Below are 18,606 nucleotides of genomic sequence, written 5' to 3' on the forward strand. Positions count from 1 at the left end.
ACCATACTGGTGCTTAACGGCCCTGTAGCCATGTCATGCGCTGCTGGTGTAGTGTTTTTAAACGATTAAGTCGCAAAGGGCGATTCGCGTCATGCTGAAAATATTGGGTAAAACGTCTTCAATTAACGTGCGTAAAGTGTTGTGGACCTGCGAGGAAACCGGGCTGGCGTATTCGCAGGAAGATTATGGCAGCGGCTTTGCCTCAACGCAGACGGACGCCTTCCGGGCCATGAACCCGAATGCGATGGTGCCCGTACTCATTGATGGTGACTTTATTCTTTGGGAATCCAACTCCATTTGCCGCTATCTGGCGCGTAAAGCGGGCCGTGACGATCTGCTTCCTGGCGAACCGCGAGCTTGCGCGAATGTCGAGCACTGGATGGACTGGCAGGCCACCGACTTTAATAGCGCATGGCGCTACGTTTTTCCGGCGCTGGTGCGTAAAAACCCTGACTTCAACGATAAGAACGCGATTGCCGCCGGTATCAGGGAGTGGAATCACTGCGTTGGTATTCTCGATCAACAGTTGCAACGCACGGGCGCGTGGGCTGCCGGAGAGACATTCACCCTTGCTGATATCGTGCTGGGATTGTCGGTGAATCGCTGGAAGATGACGCCGTTTGAACACCCGGATTTCCCGGCTGTGAACGCATGGTTTGAACGCTTAAATCTGCGCCCTGCCTTCCTGCGCTACGGAAATAACGGCACCGCGTGATATAAGCCGCTGTAGAGAAAAACCCCCATAAGCATGAAATCCAGGATCTACTCATGGGGGCATGCAAGTGCATGATGCGTTACGCTGCCACTATTCCCGGAATGTCACCCGGTATACATCATGCTTTCGGTTGATTTTCATTCAATACTGACGGATATCACACGCGCACAGATAATTAACAATTGTGATCAAAAGAGCTGACACGAGATGATTAGCAAGCTATTATTTAGCTCGAAAATCATTATGTTTCTGGATAGTTTCCGTGTTGTATCTATGCCGTTCGTCCGAGCGGCTTTTTTTTTTGCCTCGGGCGTAATCAAATACGCCTGCATGATAATAACCACATGATAAAAAGGTATCAGAATACCTCTTTCATCGTATTCATTTGCACCCTTTCTGGTACCCCGAAAATACCCCAGCAACGCCTTATGAATTACCTCCGCACGCATGTTATGTTAATAGGCCTCAACGTATTCTGAGGGTCTATATGCACACTTTTCCCCTGACAATTTCCATCGGCGAACCGGGTCCGGAATCGGCACGTCAACTCCAGCACTTCCTTGAACAGAACCGGCAAAATCCGATGTTTATCCCCATTCTGAACATGGATTTAACCTTCATCAGCCCGCATGCGCGCTCAACCAACGATTTCGTTATCAGCAAGGTTGAGTATTTACACGACAATACTTACGTCCTTTATTATCAAATTAACTATTTCATCTTTAATTTATGCCAGGACATGAATATTGAAGATATTTATGACACAACCATCAGCTTCGATGTTCATCCGCCCTATTTAGCCTTCAACGTTATTAACGCTGACCGGGATACGATTGATGAATTTTGATGGTGGCCCGGCCAATATTCATCACATCCAAATATATCGAAGCCGTTGCCAGGCGGGCAGTCGTTTTTTCACTCTGCCCGGCCGAGAATCCTCTATAAATCTCCCGGCGTTATCTGTACAATCCCTGCCCTGAACATACTATAACTGATTACTTTTTGAACTATGAGCAATGTGACCCCGCAGCCGAAAATCGGCTTTGTTTCTCTCGGTTGCCCGAAAAACCTCGTTGACTCCGAGCGCATCCTCACCGAACTGCGCACCGAAGGCTATGACGTGGTACCGAGCTACAACGACGCCGATATGGTTATCGTCAACACCTGCGGCTTTATCGACAGCGCGGTACAAGAGTCGCTGGAAGCCATTGGCGAAGCCCTTAATGAAAACGGCAAAGTGATTGTCACCGGCTGTCTGGGCGCCAAAGTCGATCAAATTCGTGAAGTCCATCCGAAAGTGCTGGAAATCACCGGTCCGCACAGCTATGAGCAGGTGCTTGAGCATGTGCACCACTATGTGCCGAAACCGAAACACAACCCGTTCCTGAGCCTGGTACCGGAACAGGGCGTGAAACTGACCCCACGTCATTACGCGTATCTGAAAATTTCCGAAGGCTGTAACCATCGCTGCACCTTCTGCATTATTCCGTCGATGCGTGGCGATCTGGTAAGCCGTCCGATTGGCGACGTTTTAAGTGAAGCCAAACGTCTGGCGGATGCCGGGGTGAAAGAGCTTCTCGTTATCTCCCAGGACACCTCCGCCTACGGCGTGGACGTGAAACACCGTATGGGCTTCCATAATGGCGAACCGGTAAAAACCAGCATGGTCGGCCTGTGCGAACAACTGGCAAAACTGGGCATCTGGACGCGTCTGCATTACGTTTATCCTTACCCGCACGTTGATGATGTCATTCCGTTGATGGCCGAAGGCAAAATCCTGCCGTATCTGGATATCCCGTTGCAGCACGCCAGCCCGCGTATCCTGAAATTGATGAAACGCCCTGGCTCCGTTGACCGCCAACTGGCGCGCATCAAACAGTGGCGCGAAATCTGCCCGGAACTGACCTTGCGCTCGACCTTTATCGTCGGCTTCCCGGGTGAAACCGAAGAAGATTTCCAGATGCTGCTCGATTTTCTCAAAGAAGCGCGTCTGGATCGCGTTGGCTGCTTCAAATACAGCCCGGTGGACGGTGCGACCGCCAACGAACTGGCCGATCAGGTGCCGGAAGAGATCAAAGAAGAGCGCTGGAACCGTTTTATGGCGCTGCAACAGCAAATTTCCGCTGAGCGTCTGCAGGAAAAAGTGGGCCGCGAAATTCTGGTGATTATCGACGAAGTCGATGAAGAAGGGGCCATCGGTCGCAGCATGGCGGATGCGCCGGAAATCGACGGCGCGGTCTATCTGAACGGGGAAACGAAAGTGAAACCGGGCGATATCCTCCGCGTGAAAGTCGAAAACGCCGACGAGTACGATCTGTGGGGTAGCCGCGTCTGACCCTGCCGCCGCCTGTCTCCAGGCGGCGTCTTTCCTCGTTATTGCGCTTCAACACGTTCAAAGCGTGTCGCGATCAACACATAACTCACCACCGCCAGCACGCCGTGCGCCGCCACAAACCACAACGCGTTATTAAACGAACCGGTTACCGTCACCACATAACCGATCACCAGTGGTGTCACGATCCCGGCAATATTACCGATACCGTTGAACACGCCGCCGCACAGGCCAATCATCGTTTTCGGCGCAACATCGGACAACACGGCCCAGCCTACCGCTGCGAAGCCTTTACCGAAGAACGCCATCGCCATCAGGAAAATCACCGCGCTGTTACTGTCAACGAAGTTGGCGAATACCAGCATGGTGGACAGCCCCATCCCGAGCACAAACGGCGTTTTACGGGCACGGGAAGGATGCATGCCCCGGCTAATCAGAATGTCAGAGAGATACCCCCCGAGCAGACCGCCGGTGAAACCACAGATGGCGGGCAGTGCGGCAACCCACCCTGCCTGCATAATGGTCATACCGCGCCCCTGAATCAGGTAGATGGGGAACCAGGTAATAAAAAAATAGGTCAACGCGGTAATGCAATATTGTCCAAGATAAATAGCCCACAGGTTGCGGTTGGTAAACAGACATTTGGCATCGCGCAGTGAGCTTTTCTTCGCCTTTACCGCCCCTTCACTGTCCAGATCCACCAGCGCCCCGCCCTCGCGCATCAGGTTTTTCTCTTCTTCCGTCAGACGCGGGTCTTTATGCGGCTCCTTATACCAGGCGAACCACGCCGCAGCCAGCACCAGCCCTACTCCCCCCATCCACAGGAAGACATGCTCCCAGCCCCAGGCATGGGTCAGCCACGCCATGATCGGCGTGAAGACCACTACCGCCATGTATTGCCCGGAGTTAAACAGCGCCGAGGCCACGCCACGCTCACGCGTCGGGAACCAACTGGAGACGATACGTGAGTTTGCCGGGAACGCGGGGGATTCCACCAGCCCCAGCATAAAGCGCATCAGAAACAGGGTCATCGCCGCCAGACTACCGGTCATCCCGACCCAGCCCACGGTGCCCTGGAGCATGGTGAACACGGACCACAGCACCAGGCTCATGCCGTAGACTTTTTTAGCGCCAAAACGGTCCAGCAGCCAGCCGCCGGGGATCTGCCCCAGCGCGTAGGCCCAGGCGAAGGCGGAGAAGATCATCCCCAGCATCATTGGATCGAGGCCCAGCTCTTTCACCACCGAGGTTCCGGCAATCGACATGGTGGCACGGTCGGCATAGTTGATAACCGTGATGATGAAAATCAACCCCAGCACCCAATAGCGGTGATGTCCGACCCGTTTGACCTGCTCCAGCGAGACATCCATTTGTTTGCTCATTGTTTTCTCACTTTTATTTGTAGGGTTCAGAAACGATGGCTATACCCGGTGTGGCGGCACGTTGCCGCTAAAACAGGCCGCCAGATTCGCCAACACAATGTTGCCCATCTCCAGGCGAGTCTGAACGGTCGCGCTGGCGCGATGCGGCTGCAGGGTGACGTTATTGAGGGTGAAAAAACCTTCCGGTACGTGCGGCTCATGAGCAAACACATCCAGCCCGGCTCCGGCAATACGCTTGTGGATCAGCGCGTCGAGCAGCGCCGCTTCATCCACCAGCTTGCCGCGCGCCACATTGATGAAATAACCCTCTGGCCCCAGCGCCTCCAGCACCGACTCACTGATGATGACTTTGCCGCTATCAGCAGAGGCCGCAAGCACCAGCACGTCCACTTCCTGCGCCAGCGCGTGAATATCAGCAATAAAGGTGTAATCAAGGGCGGAAATCGGGGCAAGGTCGGTATACAGAATGCGGGCATCGAAGGCGGCAACGCGCCTGGCAATGGCCTGACCAACACGCCCCATGCCGATAATCCCCACCGCAGTGCCAGTGACTTTGCGCGCCAGCGGCAGGTTGGTTTGCGGCCAGCGCCCCGCACGGACGACCTGCTCGCCTTCGCTCATTTGTCGCAGGGTGGAAATCAACAGACCCAGTGCCATATCCGCCACGTCGTCGGTCAGCACGCCGGGTGTGGTGGTGACATAGATACCGTGCTTCGCAGCATACGCCAGATCGACGGCATCCGTGCCGATACCGCTGATGGCGACAATTTTGAGCGCCGGAAGGCATTCCATCATCTCCCGGGAAAGCCCTTTTGCGCCGCCGGTCACCACCCCCTCAATCAATGGGCCAATATCAGCCAGCATTTTTTGCGGCTCGCTCGTCTGGTAAAGACGATGCACGTCGTAATCGCGCCGTAATATTTCATCGATCGGTGCTGGCACCGCCTGGGTTAATAAAATGTGTGCTTTTTGTTGAGCAATATTATTTGTCATGTCCATCTTCCGTCGAGTAGTTATTAAGCAGATGATGGACAGGGTAATAATTCATGTCTAATATAAATCCGGTATTCATTAATATAAGAATTGAATTATGGATTTACACCAGTTGCGATGCTTCATCGCCGTTGCTGAAGAGTTGAACTTCGGACGCGCCGCCGCCCGCCTGCATATGACCCAGCCGCCGCTGAGCCGCCAGATACAACTTCTGGAGAAGAGCCTGGGCGGGGCGCTGTTTGAGCGAAATAACCGTCATGTGCAGCTCACCCATATGGGTCAACATTTGCTGACAGAGTCACGATTAATACTCAAATTAGCTGACCGACTTGAATCCTCCGTTCAGCAATGCGCGTCCGGCGAAATCGGCACGTTATCAATGGGATTTACGGCGGTATTTGCCTGGAGTTTTATTCCCCAGTTGCTCAAAGCGCTATCGGTGAAATTACCCGGGGTGGATTTCCGCTTATTTGAACAGGTCTCGCACAAACAAATTAGCGCTGTCGAAAATAACAGTATTGACGTTGGTTTTGTGCGTCATGTCCCACCCAACCCGCTGCTGGCGTATCAACCTCTTCAGGGGGAGACGTTTGTTGCCGCGTTTCATTGCGATCACCCGCTGGCACGCAAGCGCAAGATCCCGCTCAGCGCTTTTAACAATGAGCCCTTTTTCCTTTACAGCCCGGATGAAGCGCGCCACTTTTACGACCGTATTACCGACCTGTTCGTCTTTAACGACATCACGCCGGATTTTAAGTATCAGCTTGCCCAGACCCATACGATCCTCGGAATGGTGAATGCCGGGCTCGGGTGCGCCATCGTGCCCGCATCATCGCGTGCGCTGGGCATGGCTAATGTTACCTTTATGAATATCGAAGGGGTCAATATTCAGGCACACAACTTTTTGGTCTATTCAAAGGCCAATCCAAACCCGGTCCTTCCCGCGTTTCTCAAGGCCCTGAGTGAGGTACTCATTACCCTTTGATTTTGGGATCCAGCGCGTCCCGTAGCCCGTCGCCCAACAGGTTAAACGCGAGCACGGTCAGGAAAATCGCCAGTGAAGGGAAGAGCGCCACATGAGGAGCAATCACCATATCCGCGCGCGCTTCATTGAGCATCGCGCCCCATTCCGGCGTGGGCGGCTGCGCCCCCAGACCGAGGAAAGAGAGGCTTGCCGCAGAAATAATAGAGGTGCCAATACGCATCGTGAAATAGACCACGATCGATGACACCGTGCCCGGCAGAATATGGCTAAACAGGATGGTCATATCGCTTGCGCCAATGCTGCGCGCCGACTCGACAAAGGTCTGGTGTTTAAGGACCAGCGTGTTGCCGCGCACCAGCCGGGCGAAGGCAGGCACGGAAAACACCGCCACGGCAATGATGACATTGGCCATTCCGCTGCCCATCACCGCCACCACGGCAATCGCCAGCAAAATACCGGGAAAGGCGAACAGCACATCGCAAATACGCATGATGATGCGATCCCACCAGCCTTCGTAATACCCGGCCAGCAGGCCCAGCACCGTCCCCGCCAGCGCGCCAATCAATACCGCCAGAACCCCGGCTGCCAGCGAGATCCTCGCCCCCAGCAGCACACGGCTGAAGATATCGCGGCCCAGGGAATCCACGCCAAACCAGTGCAATGCCGATGGCCCGTCATTGAGGCGGTCATAATCGAAATAGTTTTCCGCATCGAAGGGGGCAATCCACGGTGCGACGATAGCCAACACAATCAGAATCAGCACAAACAACCCGGCGGTCATCGCCATGGGCTGACGACGAAAACGTCGCCAGAACTCGTGCCACGGGGTACGTACCTGGTCCGGTTTCAGCCCAGGCATGGCGTTTGAAATCGCCGCTCGACGCCAGTTTAACAATCGCATCCTTACTTGTACCTGATAGCGGGGTTAATGGCGGCATACAGCACATCCACCACTAAATTGATAAGAATAAACTCCAGCGAGAAGAGCAGAACTTCCGCCTGGATAACCGGGTAATCGCGCATATCAACGGAGTCCACCAGTAAACGCCCGAGGCCGGGCCAGTTGAACACTTTCTCAACGACAATCGAGCCACCAAGCAAAAAGCCGAACTGTAACCCCATCATCGTAATCACCGGGATCAGCGCATTGCGCAGGCCATGCTTGAGTATGACCCATTTTTCGCTGAGCCCTTTGGCGCGCGCGGTACGCATGTAGTCTTCATTGAGCACATCGACAAAGGACGCGCGGGTAAAGCGCGCCATCACGGCGGCCACGGCGGCCCCCAGCGTCATCGACGGCAGAATATAGTGCCGCCAGCTGTCGGCCCCGACCGTTGGCAACCAGCCCAACTCCACCGAAAAAACCTGCATCAGCAGCATGCCCAGCGCAAAAGCCGGAAAGGAGATCCCGGTCACCGCCAGTGCCATGCCCAGTCTGTCAGGCCAGCGGTTGCGCCATACCGCGGCGGCAATACCCGCCACCAGGCCAAACAGCATTGCCCAGGTCATACTGGCAATGGTCAACCAGAACGTCGGGAAAAAGCGGCTGGCTATCTCCTCCACGACCGGACGGCGGGAGGCCATCGAGATACCGAAATCGCCCTGCAGAACATTAATAATGTAGTGCCCGAACTGGATATACAGCGGCCTGTCGAGACCTAATTGCTGGCGTACCAGTCCAATCACCTGCTCATCGGCCTCCGGCCCGGCAATCAACCGTGCCGGATCGCCCGGTAAGAGGTGAACAAATAAAAACACCAGCACCGCCACGATCAGTAGCGTCGGGATGAGTCCCAGAAGGCGTTTTAAAACATAATTCAGCATTGTCTCTTCCGTCACTCCCCTCCCGCGTGGAGAGGGGACATGCGCTCTTATTTCAGGTCGGCCTCATCAAAACTAAAGCCGGTGTCGGGCATGATGTAGAACCCCGTCAGGTTCTTGTTGTGAGCGGAAACCAGCTTCTCCACCACCAGCGGCACCCAGGGGGACTCTTTCCAGATGATATCCTGCGCATCCTTGTAGAGTCTGGTTTTTTCCTGATTATTGGTGGTTTTCAGCGCATCAGCCAGGTCTTTATCAACCTGCGGGTTGCTGTAGAACGCCGTGTTGAAGAGTGTGGGCGGCCAGTTCTGCGAAGCGAACAGCGGCGACAGCGCCCAGTCCGCTTCTCCGGTCGATGCCGACCAGCCCGTATAGAACATTCTCACGCCGCTCTCTTTCTGCCCTTTCGCTTCTACTTCCGCCGCACGTTGCCCGGCATCCATCGCCGTCACCTGTGCTTTGATGCCCACCTGTGCTAACTGCTGCTGGGTAAACTGCAGCACTTTTTGCGCGGTGCTGTGGTTATGTGATGACCACAGCGTGGTACTGAACCCGTTTGGATAGCCCGCCTCTTTCAACAATTCACGGGCTTTTGCCGGATCGTAAGGCCACGGCTGGTAGGTTTGCGCATTCGCCAGCGACGGTGGAACAATGCCCGTTGCCGGTGTCGCATACCCGGCGAATGCCACTTTCACCAGCGCCTGACGGTTAATGGCGTAGTTGATGGCTTCACGCACTTTCGGATTGTCGAACGGCTTTTGCGTTACGTTCATGCTGATGTAGCGCTGCATGATCGAGGGGCTGGCCACCAGCTCCAGTTTGCTGTTTTTCTCCAGCACCGCCGCCTGCTCATAAGGAATCGGGAAAGCGAACTGCGCTTCGCCCGTCTGCAGCATCGCCGCCCGGGTATTATTATCGACCACCGGACGCCAGGTGATGGTGTCCAGTTTCGGCAGCCCTTTTTGCCAGTACCCGGCGAATTTCTTCACCTTCACGAAATCGGTCTGGTTCCAGGTGTCCAGCTCATAAGGGCCGGTCCCCACCGGGTGAAAACCAATGTCCTTACCGTATTTTTCCAGCGCGGCAGGCGAGATCATCGCCGTCGCCGGGTGGGCCAGAATATTGATAAATGCCGAGAACGGCTGTTTCAGAGTGATTTTGACCGTTGTCGCATCCACCGCATCGGTTTTGGCGATGTTTTTATAGAGGTTGTAGCGCTTGAGTGCATTTTCCGGATTACTCGCGCGATCGAGGTTCGCCTTCACAGCCTGGGCGTTAAAATCGGTTCCGTCCTGGAATTTCACCCCCTGACGCAACTTGATGGTATACACCAGGCCGTCATCCGACACCGTATAGCTTTCGGCGAGCACATTATGCAGCTTCATGTCTTTATCAAGGCCAAACAGCCCCTGATAGAACGATTTGGCGACGGCCTGTGACAATGTGTCATTGGCATTGTAGGGGTCGAGCGTGGTGAAATTTGACGCCACTGCGACCACAACATCTTTGGCAGCCAGTGCTGGCGCGGCGCTCAGCGCGATGGCAACTGCAAACGCAATTTGCCATTTACGGGGTAAAGCTTGTGTCATGTTGTTCTCCTGAGTGTCCCTGCCTGTTTCTGTCAAAAACGCGATTGTGTGCTGCCCGGCGTCGTACGGGCGACGAAATGACCCGGGCCGATATTCTGTAATTGCACACGCTGTACCGTCTCGCCGCGTTTATGGATGTTGCTGGGGATTTCATCCGACAACAACACCCGCTGCGCCCTCGGGTGAGACGGGTCGGCTACCGGAACGGCGGCCATAAGTTTACGGGTATACGGGTGCTGCGGGTTCTCAAACACGGCGCGGCGTGGACCAATTTCCACAATCTGACCGAGATACATCACCGCCACCCGGTGGCTGATTCGCTCCACGACCGCCATGTCATGAGAGATAAACAGAAAGGCAATCCCCATCTCCCGTTGTAAATCGAGTAACAAATTAATGATTTGGGCGCGAATCGAGACATCCAGCGCCGAGACCGATTCGTCAGCCACCACCACACGGGGGTTTAGAGCCAGCGCTCTGGCAATACAAATACGCTGGCGCTGGCCGCCGGAAAACTCATGGGGATAACGCCACGCATGTTCCGGTTTCAGCCCTACACGTTCCAGCAACCACAGCACTCGCCGCCGGGCATCTTCTTCATTCATCACCCCATGTACCCGCAGTGGTTCCAGAATGGAGTACCCTACCGTTTGACGCGGATCGAGCGAGGCGTAAGGATCCTGAAAAATAAACTGAATATCCCGGCGCAGCGGCTGCAGCTTACTGGCAGGCAACGTATCAATACGTTCGCCCTTAAAGGTAATCATCCCGCTCTGGCTCTCCACCAGACGCAGCAGCGCCCGGCCGGTGGTCGATTTGCCGCAACCGGATTCCCCCACCAGCGATAAGGTTTCGCCCGGCCACAGGTCGAAGCTCACCCCCTCCACCGCATGAACTTCGCGGGTCACACGGTTTAAAATCCCGCTGCGGAGCGGAAAACGCGCCGCCAGATCGCGAACCTGCAGAATCGGCTCGCCCGGCACCACAGTATCCTGCTCGGTTTCCGGCTCCTGGTGTTCAGGATGTTGTAACGAAACCAGCGGGAAACGACGTGGTAGATCGCTGCCGTTCATCGCCCCAAGGCGCGGCACCGCCGCCAGTAAGGCTTTCGTGTAGATATGCTGCGGTGCCTTAAAAATCTGGTCTACGGTACCCGTTTCCACCGCTTCGCCCTGATACATCACCAGCACGCGGTCGGCAATATCCGCCACCACGCCCATATCATGAGTGATAAAAATCACCCCCATCGCCATCTCTTTTTGCAGCACGGCGATAAGTTGCAGAATCTGCGCCTGAATAGTGACATCCAGCGCCGTCGTCGGCTCATCGGCAATCAGCACCGCCGGACGGCAGGAGAGCGCCATCGCAATCATCACCCGCTGGCGCATACCACCGGAAAGCTGGTGCGGATAACGAGACAAAATGGACTCGGATTCGGGGATACGTACCAGATCCAGCATTCGCCGGGCTTCCGCTAACGCCTCTTCTTTGCCCAGCCCCTGATGCAAACGGATAGATTCGGCAATTTGCTCCCCCACCGGAAACACCGGGTTAAGCGAGGTCATGGGCTCCTGAAAAATCATCGCGATGTCGGCCCCGCGCACGCCGCGCAGGCGAGAGTTCGTCAGCGTCGCTAAATCAACACGCTCCCGGTTACGGCGCAAAAGACGCATATGATCGCAGCTCACTTCGCCGCCAGCTTGTTCCAGCAGACGCAGTAGCGACATAGCGGTGACCGATTTACCCGATCCCGACTCTCCGACAATCGCCAGCGTTTCACCACGTTTGAGAGTAAACGACAGGTTACGCACCGCCTGGGTGAGTTGTTTTTCATGGCGAAACGCGACATTCAGATTGCTGACATCCAGCACCACATCAGCGTCTGTTTCATACCCGTGCGACACCCCACTCTCCTTATTCACGATAAATCCCTACGCTGGGCGCATCTCCGGCATAACCCCAGGCGCGATACATCCCTTCACTATTGAAAGGGAGTGCAATATTTCCTTCACGATCGACGGCGATCAGCCCGCCGCTACCGCCCAGCGCAGGCAATTTTTCCATGACCACCGCCTCACAGGCTTCGTGCAGACTTAAACCGCCATAATCCATCAGCGCGGCGATATCATAAGCAGCCAGCGCGCGGATAAAAACTTCCCCGGTTCCGGTACAGGAGACCGCCACGCTGGCGTTATTGGCATAACACCCCGCGCCAGGCAACGGACTGTCCCCTACCCGCCCCGGTAATTTATTGGTCATCCCGCCTGTCGAGGTTGCCGCCGCCAGGTTTCCCTGCTTATCCAGCGCCACCGCACCAACGGTGCCCATTTTTTTCGTTTCATCCAGCGGTGCACCGCCGTGATCCAGCGCGGTTTGCCCGGCCGCGCGTGCGGCAAGCAGCTGCGCATAACGCTCCGGCGTGGAAAAAAGATCGGGCGACACCGGCTCCATGCCCTCGGCAAAGGCGAATTTCTCTGCCCCTTCTCCCACCAGCAACACATGTGGGCTACGCTCCATCACCAGGCGCGCCGCGAGAATGGGATTGCGTAAACGGCTCACACCAGCCACGGCACCTGCGCGCAACGAATACCCGTCCATCACGCAGGCGTCCAGCTCATGGGTTTCATCGCGGGTAAAAACAGAACCAATGCCCGCGTTAAACAGCGGACACTCTTCAAGTAAGCGTACGGCCTCCGTCACCACATCCAGCGCGCTTTCACCCGCATTGAGCATCTTCTGGCCGGATTCGACAATGGCCGAGAGTGCGGCAATGTACTGCCGTTCCTTTTCCGGACTCCGTTGCGCACGGGAGATGGTTCCTGCGCCACCGTGAATTACAATTACCGCTTTGGTCATTTTTTATCGCCCGGTCAGGATAGATTGCTGCTTTTTCTATAAATATCATTATCGTCGTCACAGCTTCATACAATTTTTGAATATAGAAAGTCGATCCTGCGATGTAAAGCAGGCATCTGAGTATGGCACTTGAGGAGTACATGCAGTCATGCCTCGTTTTCTGCCATAATGGCCCCTTTCTCGCGTGGTGCTGGAGTAAATTATGGAATATACCGCAGGCTTGATCCCGCTGGATTCGGCCCTGGCGCAAATGCTGTCCCGCGTTTCGCCACTCACAGAGAGCGAAACCTTACCGCTGCTGAGCTGTTTTGGTCGCATTGTGGCGCAGGACGTGATTTCACCGCTGAATGTGCCGGGTTTTGACAATGCCGCGATGGACGGTTATGCCGTCCGTCTGGCCGATATCGCAAAAGGTGAACCGCTGCCGGTTGCCGGAAAAGCGTTCGCCGGCCAGCCATTTCACGGCGAGTGGCCAGCAGGCACCTGCGTGCGCATCATGACCGGCGCCCCTGTTCCGGCTGGCTGTGAAGCCGTGGTCATGCAGGAAGATACCGAGCAAACCGACGCCGGCGTGCGCTTTACCGGTAAGGTTAAAGCCGGGCAAAACATCCGCCTGTTGGGTGAAGATATTCGCGTGGGCGCCGCCGTGTTCAGCGCCGGAAAAAAACTGACCGCCGCCGAACTGCCGGTACTCGCGTCGCTGGGCATTGCCGAGGTGGCGGTAATCCGCAAAATCCGCGTGGCGCTCTTTTCCACTGGCGATGAGCTGCAACTGCCAGGCCAGCCGCTGGCGGATGGACAAATTTACGATACCAATCGCCTGACGGTGCACCTGATGCTGGAACAGCTGGGCTGCGAGGTCATCAACCTTGGCATCGTGCGTGACGATCCCGCCATTCTGCGCGAGACCTTTATCACCGCCGATCGGCAGGCCGACGTGGTGATCAGTTCTGGCGGCGTGTCGGTGGGTGAAGCGGATTACACCAAAACTATCCTTGATGACGTGGGTGAAATCACCTTCTGGAAACTCGCCATCAAGCCCGGCAAACCGTTCGCCTTCGGCAAGCTCAGTCATAGCTGGTTCTGTGGATTACCCGGTAACCCGGTCTCCGCCGCGCTGACCTTCTATCAGTTAGTACAGCCGCTACTGGCGAAACTGAGCGGAAACACCGCCAGCCCGCTTCCGCTTCGTCTGCGCGCCCGCGCAGCAACCCGCCTTAAGAAAACGCCGGGGCGCCTTGATTTCCAGCGTGGCATCCTCAGCCGCGATAACGACGGCGAGCTGATTGTCAGCACCACCGGCCCACAGGGGTCACATATCTTCAGTTCGTTTAGTCAGGGCAACTGCTTTGTGGTGCTGGAGCGTGAGCGTGGCCATGTGGAAGCAGGCGAATGGGTCGAGGTTGAAACCTTTAACCATCTCTTCGGGGGCTAAGATGGCAGATGCGCTGAGCGATGAAGAGATGCTGCGCTATAACCGACAGATTATTCTGCGCGGCTTCGATTTTGACGGGCAGGAGCGGTTAAAAGCATCGCGCGTGCTGGTGGTAGGATTGGGCGGTCTTGGCTGCGCGGCTGCGCAATATTTGGCCGCAGCCGGTATTGGTCAGATGACGCTGCTGGATTTCGATACCGTGGCGCTCTCCAATCTTCAGCGCCAGACGCTGCATAGCGACGCGACGATTGGCGAGCCGAAGGTGGCATCCGCCAAAACCGCCCTGGCGCGCATCAACCCGCATGTTCAACTCGACAGCCTTAACGCCCTGCTGGATGAAAGCGCCTTAGCAGCGCAGATTGCCGCCCACGATCTGGTGCTGGATTGCACGGATAATGTCGCCATTCGCAACCAGCTTAACGCCGGATGTTTTGCGCATAAGATCCCGCTGGTCTCCGGCGCCGCCATTCGTATGGAGGGGCAAATCAGTGTTTTCACCTGGGGGGACGGCGAGCCCTGCTACCGCTGTCTGAGCCGTCTGTTTGGCGAAAACGCGCTGACCTGTGTTGAAGCGGGCGTGATGGCACCGCTGGTCGGGGTGATCGGTTCACTGCAGGCGCTGGAGGCGATAAAAGTGCTGACGCACTATGGCGTGCCCGCCACGGGAAAAATCGTGATGTATGACGCAATGACCTGCCAGTTCCGTGAGATGAAGCTGATGCGCAACCCCCAGTGTGAGGTGTGCGGGGGGTAAAACAGCAAAAGGCAACGTGAGTTGCCTTTTTAGACACCGCCCCGGCTGACGCTGCGCTTAGCCGGGCTACCCTGGCACCGGCACTGCCTGTAGCCCGGACAAGGCGTTTACGCCGCCATCCGGGAAATAAGTTAATGCGCAATCTCCAGCCTCGCGCCCACTCTCCGTGAAGCAACAGAGCGTACCGGGCTCAATCACTATCCGTTCAAACACCGCCAGCAGCCTTGTTCGAATTTCGCGACAGCGACCTTCGCCGCAGGCGCGTTGATAAATGGTTGCCGCATTCAGCGGACGTGTAATCGGTTCAGAATCTGCCCGAGAGTTGACCCTCATCAATATAACTTTCATTCGAAAGTAATTTAATCTTCATATGCAATGTGAGGGTAACCTATGATTTTCAATATTCAACGCTATTCAACCCATGATGGCCCGGGGATTCGCACCGTCGTCTTTCTGAAAGGCTGTTCATTAGGTTGCCGCTGGTGTCAAAACCCGGAGAGCCGCGCTCGTGGCCGCGAGGTGCTGTTTGATGCCAGGCTGTGCCTGGAAGGCTGCAATCTTTGCCAGCAGGCCGCCCCACAGGCCATCACCCGGGCGCTTAACGGCCTGCTGATAGCGCGTGAAAATCTGACGGAGTCCGACCTTGACGCCCTGACCGATTGCTGCCCGACCCAGGCGCTGAACGTCTGTGGGGAGCAAAAATCTGTCGATGACATCATGGCGACGGTATTGCGCGACAAAGCCTTTTATACCCGCAGCGGCGGTGGTATTACGCTTTCCGGTGGCGAGCCGTTTATGCAGCCGGAGCTGGCCTTCTCCCTGTTTAAAGCCAGCCATGAACAGGGCATTCACACCGCCGTTGAAACCTGCCTGCATGTGCCCTGGCACTACATTGAGCCCTCCCTGCCTTATGTGGATCTGTTTCTTGCCGACCTGAAACATGTGGAGAGTAGCGCGTTCAGGCAGTGGACCGACGGCAGCGCCAGACGCGTGCTGGATAACCTGAAACGGCTGGCGCGTGCGGGTAAACAGATGACCATCCGCGTGCCACTGATTCCAGGCTTCAATGCCGATGAAAAATCCATTTCCGATATCACCAATTTCGCCGCTGACGAACTGAACGTTCGCGAGATTCACTTTTTGCCCTACCACACGCTGGGCATGAATAAATACACCTTACTCAGTCAACCCTACACCGCTCCTGACAAGCCGCTTGATGCACCGGCGTTACTGGCATTCGCCCGAAACTACGCCTGCCAGAAAGGGCTGACAGCGATATTACGAGGATAATCTCATGACAACTTTGCAACTCTCGACCCTGACCGACCGTATTAAAGCGCACAAGAACGCGCTGGTGCATATTGTAAAACCGCCGGTTTGTACTGAGCGCGCACAGCACTACACCGAGATGTATCAGCAGCATATGGATAAGCCCATTCCGGTTCGCCGCGCATTGGCACTGGCCCATCATCTGGCGGAGCGCACCATCTGGATCAAACACGACGAACTGATCGTCGGCAACCAGGCAAGCGAAGTGCGTGCCGCGCCTATTTTCCCGGAATATACCGTCGCCTGGATTGAAAAAGAGATTGATGACCTGGCGGATCGTCCTGGTGCGGGCTTTGCGGTGAGCGAAGAAAATAAACGGGTACTGCACGCCATCTGCCCGTGGTGGCGTGGCCAGACCGTTCAGGATCGCTGCTATGGCATGTTTACCGATGAGCAAAAAGCGCTGCTGGAAACCGGCATCATCAAGGCCGAAGGCAATATGACCTCGGGCGACGCGCATCTGGCGGTGAACTTCCCGCTGCTGCTGGAAAAAGGGCTGGACGGCCTGCGCCATAAAGTGGATGAGCGCCGTTCCCGCATTAACCTCACCGTGCTGGAAGATTTGCATGGCGAACAGTTCCTGAAAGCGATTGATATCGTGCTGAATGCCGTCAGCCAGCATATTGAACGTTTCGCCGACCTCGCCCGCCAGATGGCCGGTGCAGAAACCCGCGCCAGCCGCCGGGATGAACTGCTGGCGATAGCGGAAAACTGCGATGTGATTGCCCATGAGCCGCCAAAAACGTTCTGGCAGGCACTGCAGCTGTGCTACTTCATTCAATTAATCCTGCAGATTGAATCCAACGGCCACTCGGTTTCTTTCGCTCGTATGGATCAGTATCTCTACCCCTGGTACCGCCGCGACGTAGAGCTGAACCAGTCCATCGATCGCGAAACGGCCATTGAACTGCTGCACAGCTGCTGGCTGAAACTGTTAGAAGTGAACAAAATCCGCTCCGGCTCGCACTCCAAAGCCTCTGCGGGCAGCCCGCTGTACCAGAACGTCACCATTGGTGGACAGATGCTGGTAAACGGTGCACCGATGGACGCCGTCAACCCGCTTTCTTACGCGATTCTGGAGTCCTGCGGCCGCCTGCGCTCCACACAGCCGAACCTGAGCGTGCGCTATCACGCGGGTATGAGTAACGACTTTCTCGATGCCTGCGTACAGGTGATCCGCTGCGGCTTCGGGATGCCGGCATTTAACAATGATGAAATCGTGATCCCTGAGTTTATTAAGCTTGGCGTCGAACCGCAGGATGCGTACGACTACGCGGCGATTGGTTGTATCGAAACCGCCGTCGGCGGCAAATGGGGTTATCGCTGCACCGGGATGAGTTTTATCAACTTTGCCCGCGTGATGCTGGCGGCGCTGGAAGGTGGACGCGATGCCACCAGCGGCAAAATCTTCCTGCCGCAGGAACATGCGTTGTCGAAAGGCAATTTCACCCGCTTCGACGAGGTGATGGCCGACTGGGACAGGCAGATTCGTTACTACACCCGCAAATCAATTGAGATTGAGTATGTTGTCGACACCATGCTCGAAGAGAACGTCCACGATATTCTCTGTTCCGCGCTGGTGGATGACTGCATTGAGCGGGCAAAAAGCATCAAACAAGGTGGCGCGAAGTATGACTGGGTATCCGGCCTGCAGGTGGGCATCGCCAACCTGGGTAATAGCCTCGCAGCGGTAAAAAAACTGGTCTTCGAGCAGGGTATTATCGGGCAACAGCAGCTCGCCGAGGCGCTGGCCGCCGATTTTGACGGTCTGACGCATGAGCAGTTACGCCAGCGTTTGATTAACAGCGCACCTAAGTATGGCAATGATGATGACAGCGTGGATGCGTTGCTGGTACGCGCTTATCAGACCTATATTGACGAGCTGAAAAATTACCACAACCCGCGTTATGGGCGCGGCCCGATTGGCGGCAATTATTACGCCGGGACCTCCTCTATCTCCGCGAATGTGCCCTTTGGCGCGGCCACCATGGCGACACCGGACGGGCGTAAAGCCAGAACGCCGCTCGCCGAAGGGGCAAGCCCGGCATCGGGTACTGACCACCTCGGCCCAACGGCGGTGATTGGTTCCGTGGGCAAACTGCCGACGGCGGCGATCCTCGGCGGCGTGCTGCTTAACCAGAAGCTGAACCCGGCGACGCTGGAGAACGACAGCGACAGGCAGAAACTGATGATGCTGCTGCGGACCTTCTTTGAGGATCATAAAGGCTGGCATATTCAGTACAACATTGTGTCGCGTGAGACACTGCTGGAGGCGAAAAAACACCCGGATCAGTATCGCGATTTGGTGGTACGTGTTGCAGGGTATTCCGCCTTCTTCACCGCCCTGTCGCCGGATGCCCAGGATGACATTATCGCGCGTACCGAGCATACGCTTTAACGTTCCCTCCCGGCTGG

At 55.9% G+C, this 18,606-nt stretch carries 16 protein-coding genes; 8 read left to right on the forward strand and 8 right to left on the reverse strand.

Features of this window, described 5'->3' with window-relative positions:
• Positions 1-91 precede the first annotated feature (91 nt).
• The 3 genes from L2097_RS11250 (at position 92) to rimO (ending at position 3,050) form a co-directional block, all read left to right on the forward strand.
• Positions 92-715, forward strand: coding sequence for a glutathione S-transferase family protein (locus L2097_RS11250; protein WP_250352850.1), 624 nt, complete (start codon positions 92-94; stop codon positions 713-715).
• 487 nt (positions 716-1,202) lie between these two features.
• On the forward strand, positions 1,203-1,562 hold the full coding sequence (locus L2097_RS11255) for a hypothetical protein (protein ID WP_250352851.1): 360 nt from the start codon (positions 1,203-1,205) through the stop codon (positions 1,560-1,562).
• A 162-nt stretch (positions 1,563-1,724) separates the two neighbouring features.
• Positions 1,725-3,050 carry a 30S ribosomal protein S12 methylthiotransferase RimO gene (gene rimO, locus L2097_RS11260; protein ID WP_047371131.1) on the forward strand — a complete coding sequence of 442 codons (1,326 nt, stop codon included), beginning with the start codon at positions 1,725-1,727 and terminating at the stop codon, positions 3,048-3,050.
• Positions 3,051-3,088: 38 nt separating this feature from the next.
• On the opposite strand, the gene L2097_RS11265 is transcribed toward rimO, so the two are convergent.
• Together L2097_RS11265 and L2097_RS11270 are read right to left on the reverse strand one after the other, a co-directional pair.
• On the reverse strand, positions 3,089-4,429 hold the full coding sequence (locus L2097_RS11265) for an MFS transporter (RefSeq protein WP_047371132.1): 1,341 nt from the start codon (positions 4,427-4,429) through the stop codon (positions 3,089-3,091).
• Positions 4,430-4,468: 39 nt separating this feature from the next.
• Positions 4,469-5,422, reverse strand: coding sequence for a 2-hydroxyacid dehydrogenase (locus L2097_RS11270; RefSeq protein ID WP_250352852.1), 954 nt, complete (start codon positions 5,420-5,422; stop codon positions 4,469-4,471).
• Between the two features lie 97 nt (positions 5,423-5,519).
• Between L2097_RS11270 and L2097_RS11275 the strand changes: the two genes are divergently transcribed.
• Complete coding sequence (locus tag L2097_RS11275; RefSeq protein ID WP_047371134.1) at positions 5,520-6,407, forward strand: LysR family transcriptional regulator; 888 nt, start codon at positions 5,520-5,522, stop codon at positions 6,405-6,407.
• Here L2097_RS11275 and gsiD read toward each other — a convergent pair.
• From gsiD to iaaA, 5 genes are read right to left on the reverse strand one after another with little or no spacing between them, the layout of a single operon-like run.
• Complete coding sequence (gene gsiD / locus L2097_RS11280) at positions 6,397-7,308, reverse strand: glutathione ABC transporter permease GsiD (RefSeq protein ID WP_142519144.1); 912 nt, start codon at positions 7,306-7,308, stop codon at positions 6,397-6,399. The genes L2097_RS11275 and gsiD overlap by 11 nt on opposite strands.
• Before the next feature lie 2 nt (positions 7,309-7,310).
• Positions 7,311-8,231 (reverse strand): glutathione ABC transporter permease GsiC, encoded by a 921-nt coding sequence (gsiC, locus tag L2097_RS11285; RefSeq protein WP_047371136.1) that lies wholly within the window; start codon positions 8,229-8,231, stop codon positions 7,311-7,313.
• A gap of 47 nt (positions 8,232-8,278) precedes the next feature.
• A complete protein-coding gene (gene gsiB / locus L2097_RS11290; RefSeq protein WP_047371137.1) occupies positions 8,279-9,817 on the reverse strand; it encodes a glutathione ABC transporter substrate-binding protein GsiB in 1,539 nt (512 codons plus the stop codon).
• Between the two features lie 32 nt (positions 9,818-9,849).
• Positions 9,850-11,721 carry a glutathione ABC transporter ATP-binding protein GsiA gene (gene gsiA / locus L2097_RS11295; RefSeq protein WP_142519378.1) on the reverse strand — a complete coding sequence of 624 codons (1,872 nt, stop codon included), beginning with the start codon at positions 11,719-11,721 and terminating at the stop codon, positions 9,850-9,852.
• Between the two features lie 10 nt (positions 11,722-11,731).
• Entirely contained in the window at positions 11,732-12,673 is a 942-nt protein-coding gene (gene iaaA, locus L2097_RS11300; protein WP_047371139.1) for a beta-aspartyl-peptidase, read from the reverse strand.
• A gap of 202 nt (positions 12,674-12,875) precedes the next feature.
• Here iaaA and moeA point away from each other — a divergent pair, with 202 nt between their 5' ends.
• Both moeA and moeB read left to right on the forward strand, forming a co-directional pair.
• A complete protein-coding gene (gene moeA, locus L2097_RS11305; RefSeq protein ID WP_085006555.1) occupies positions 12,876-14,108 on the forward strand; it encodes a molybdopterin molybdotransferase MoeA in 1,233 nt (410 codons plus the stop codon).
• Position 14,109: 1 nt separating this feature from the next.
• The gene (gene moeB / locus L2097_RS11310) at positions 14,110-14,862 is read left to right on the forward strand and encodes a molybdopterin-synthase adenylyltransferase MoeB (protein WP_085006554.1); all 753 of its coding nucleotides are present in this window, start codon (positions 14,110-14,112) and stop codon (positions 14,860-14,862) included.
• 66 nt (positions 14,863-14,928) lie between these two features.
• Here the strand turns inward: moeB and L2097_RS11315 are convergent, their stop codons facing one another.
• On the reverse strand, positions 14,929-15,195 hold the full coding sequence (locus L2097_RS11315) for a hypothetical protein (protein ID WP_250352853.1): 267 nt from the start codon (positions 15,193-15,195) through the stop codon (positions 14,929-14,931).
• A gap of 57 nt (positions 15,196-15,252) precedes the next feature.
• On the opposite strand from L2097_RS11315, the gene L2097_RS11320 reads away from it, so the two are divergent.
• Positions 15,253-16,152, forward strand: a complete 900-nt coding sequence (locus L2097_RS11320; RefSeq protein ID WP_250352854.1) for a glycyl-radical enzyme activating protein — start codon at positions 15,253-15,255, stop codon at positions 16,150-16,152.
• A gap of 4 nt (positions 16,153-16,156) precedes the next feature.
• Positions 16,157-18,589, forward strand: a complete 2,433-nt coding sequence (locus L2097_RS11325) for a formate C-acetyltransferase/glycerol dehydratase family glycyl radical enzyme (RefSeq protein ID WP_250352855.1) — start codon at positions 16,157-16,159, stop codon at positions 18,587-18,589.
• Positions 18,590-18,606 lie beyond the last annotated feature (17 nt).

Source organism: Citrobacter sp. MNAZ 1397, from assembly GCF_023613995.1.
In the GTDB taxonomy this organism is placed as follows: Bacteria; Pseudomonadota; Gammaproteobacteria; order Enterobacterales; family Enterobacteriaceae; genus Phytobacter; species Phytobacter ursingii.

Excerpts from the sequence above, each read along its gene's own strand:
- gsiB (WP_047371137.1), bottom strand. The coding sequence starts at position 9,817 with ATGACACAAGCTTTACCCCGTAAATGGCAAATTGCGTTTGCAGTTGCC.
- rimO (WP_047371131.1), top strand. The coding sequence starts at position 1,725 with ATGAGCAATGTGACCCCGCAGCCGAAAATCGGCTTTGTTTCTCTCGGT.
- moeA (WP_085006555.1), top strand. The coding sequence starts at position 12,876 with ATGGAATATACCGCAGGCTTGATCCCGCTGGATTCGGCCCTGGCGCAA.
- iaaA (WP_047371139.1), bottom strand. The coding sequence starts at position 12,673 with ATGACCAAAGCGGTAATTGTAATTCACGGTGGCGCAGGAACCATCTCC.
- L2097_RS11320 (WP_250352854.1), top strand. The coding sequence starts at position 15,253 with ATGATTTTCAATATTCAACGCTATTCAACCCATGATGGCCCGGGGATT.
- L2097_RS11250 (WP_250352850.1), top strand. The coding sequence starts at position 92 with ATGCTGAAAATATTGGGTAAAACGTCTTCAATTAACGTGCGTAAAGTG.
- L2097_RS11315 (WP_250352853.1), bottom strand. The coding sequence starts at position 15,195 with ATGAGGGTCAACTCTCGGGCAGATTCTGAACCGATTACACGTCCGCTG.
- L2097_RS11325 (WP_250352855.1), top strand. The coding sequence starts at position 16,157 with ATGACAACTTTGCAACTCTCGACCCTGACCGACCGTATTAAAGCGCAC.
- moeB (WP_085006554.1), top strand. The coding sequence starts at position 14,110 with ATGGCAGATGCGCTGAGCGATGAAGAGATGCTGCGCTATAACCGACAG.
- gsiD (WP_142519144.1), bottom strand. The coding sequence starts at position 7,308 with ATGCGATTGTTAAACTGGCGTCGAGCGGCGATTTCAAACGCCATGCCT.
- L2097_RS11270 (WP_250352852.1), bottom strand. The coding sequence starts at position 5,422 with ATGACAAATAATATTGCTCAACAAAAAGCACACATTTTATTAACCCAG.
- L2097_RS11275 (WP_047371134.1), top strand. The coding sequence starts at position 5,520 with ATGGATTTACACCAGTTGCGATGCTTCATCGCCGTTGCTGAAGAGTTG.
- L2097_RS11255 (WP_250352851.1), top strand. The coding sequence starts at position 1,203 with ATGCACACTTTTCCCCTGACAATTTCCATCGGCGAACCGGGTCCGGAA.
- L2097_RS11265 (WP_047371132.1), bottom strand. The coding sequence starts at position 4,429 with ATGAGCAAACAAATGGATGTCTCGCTGGAGCAGGTCAAACGGGTCGGA.
- gsiC (WP_047371136.1), bottom strand. The coding sequence starts at position 8,231 with ATGCTGAATTATGTTTTAAAACGCCTTCTGGGACTCATCCCGACGCTA.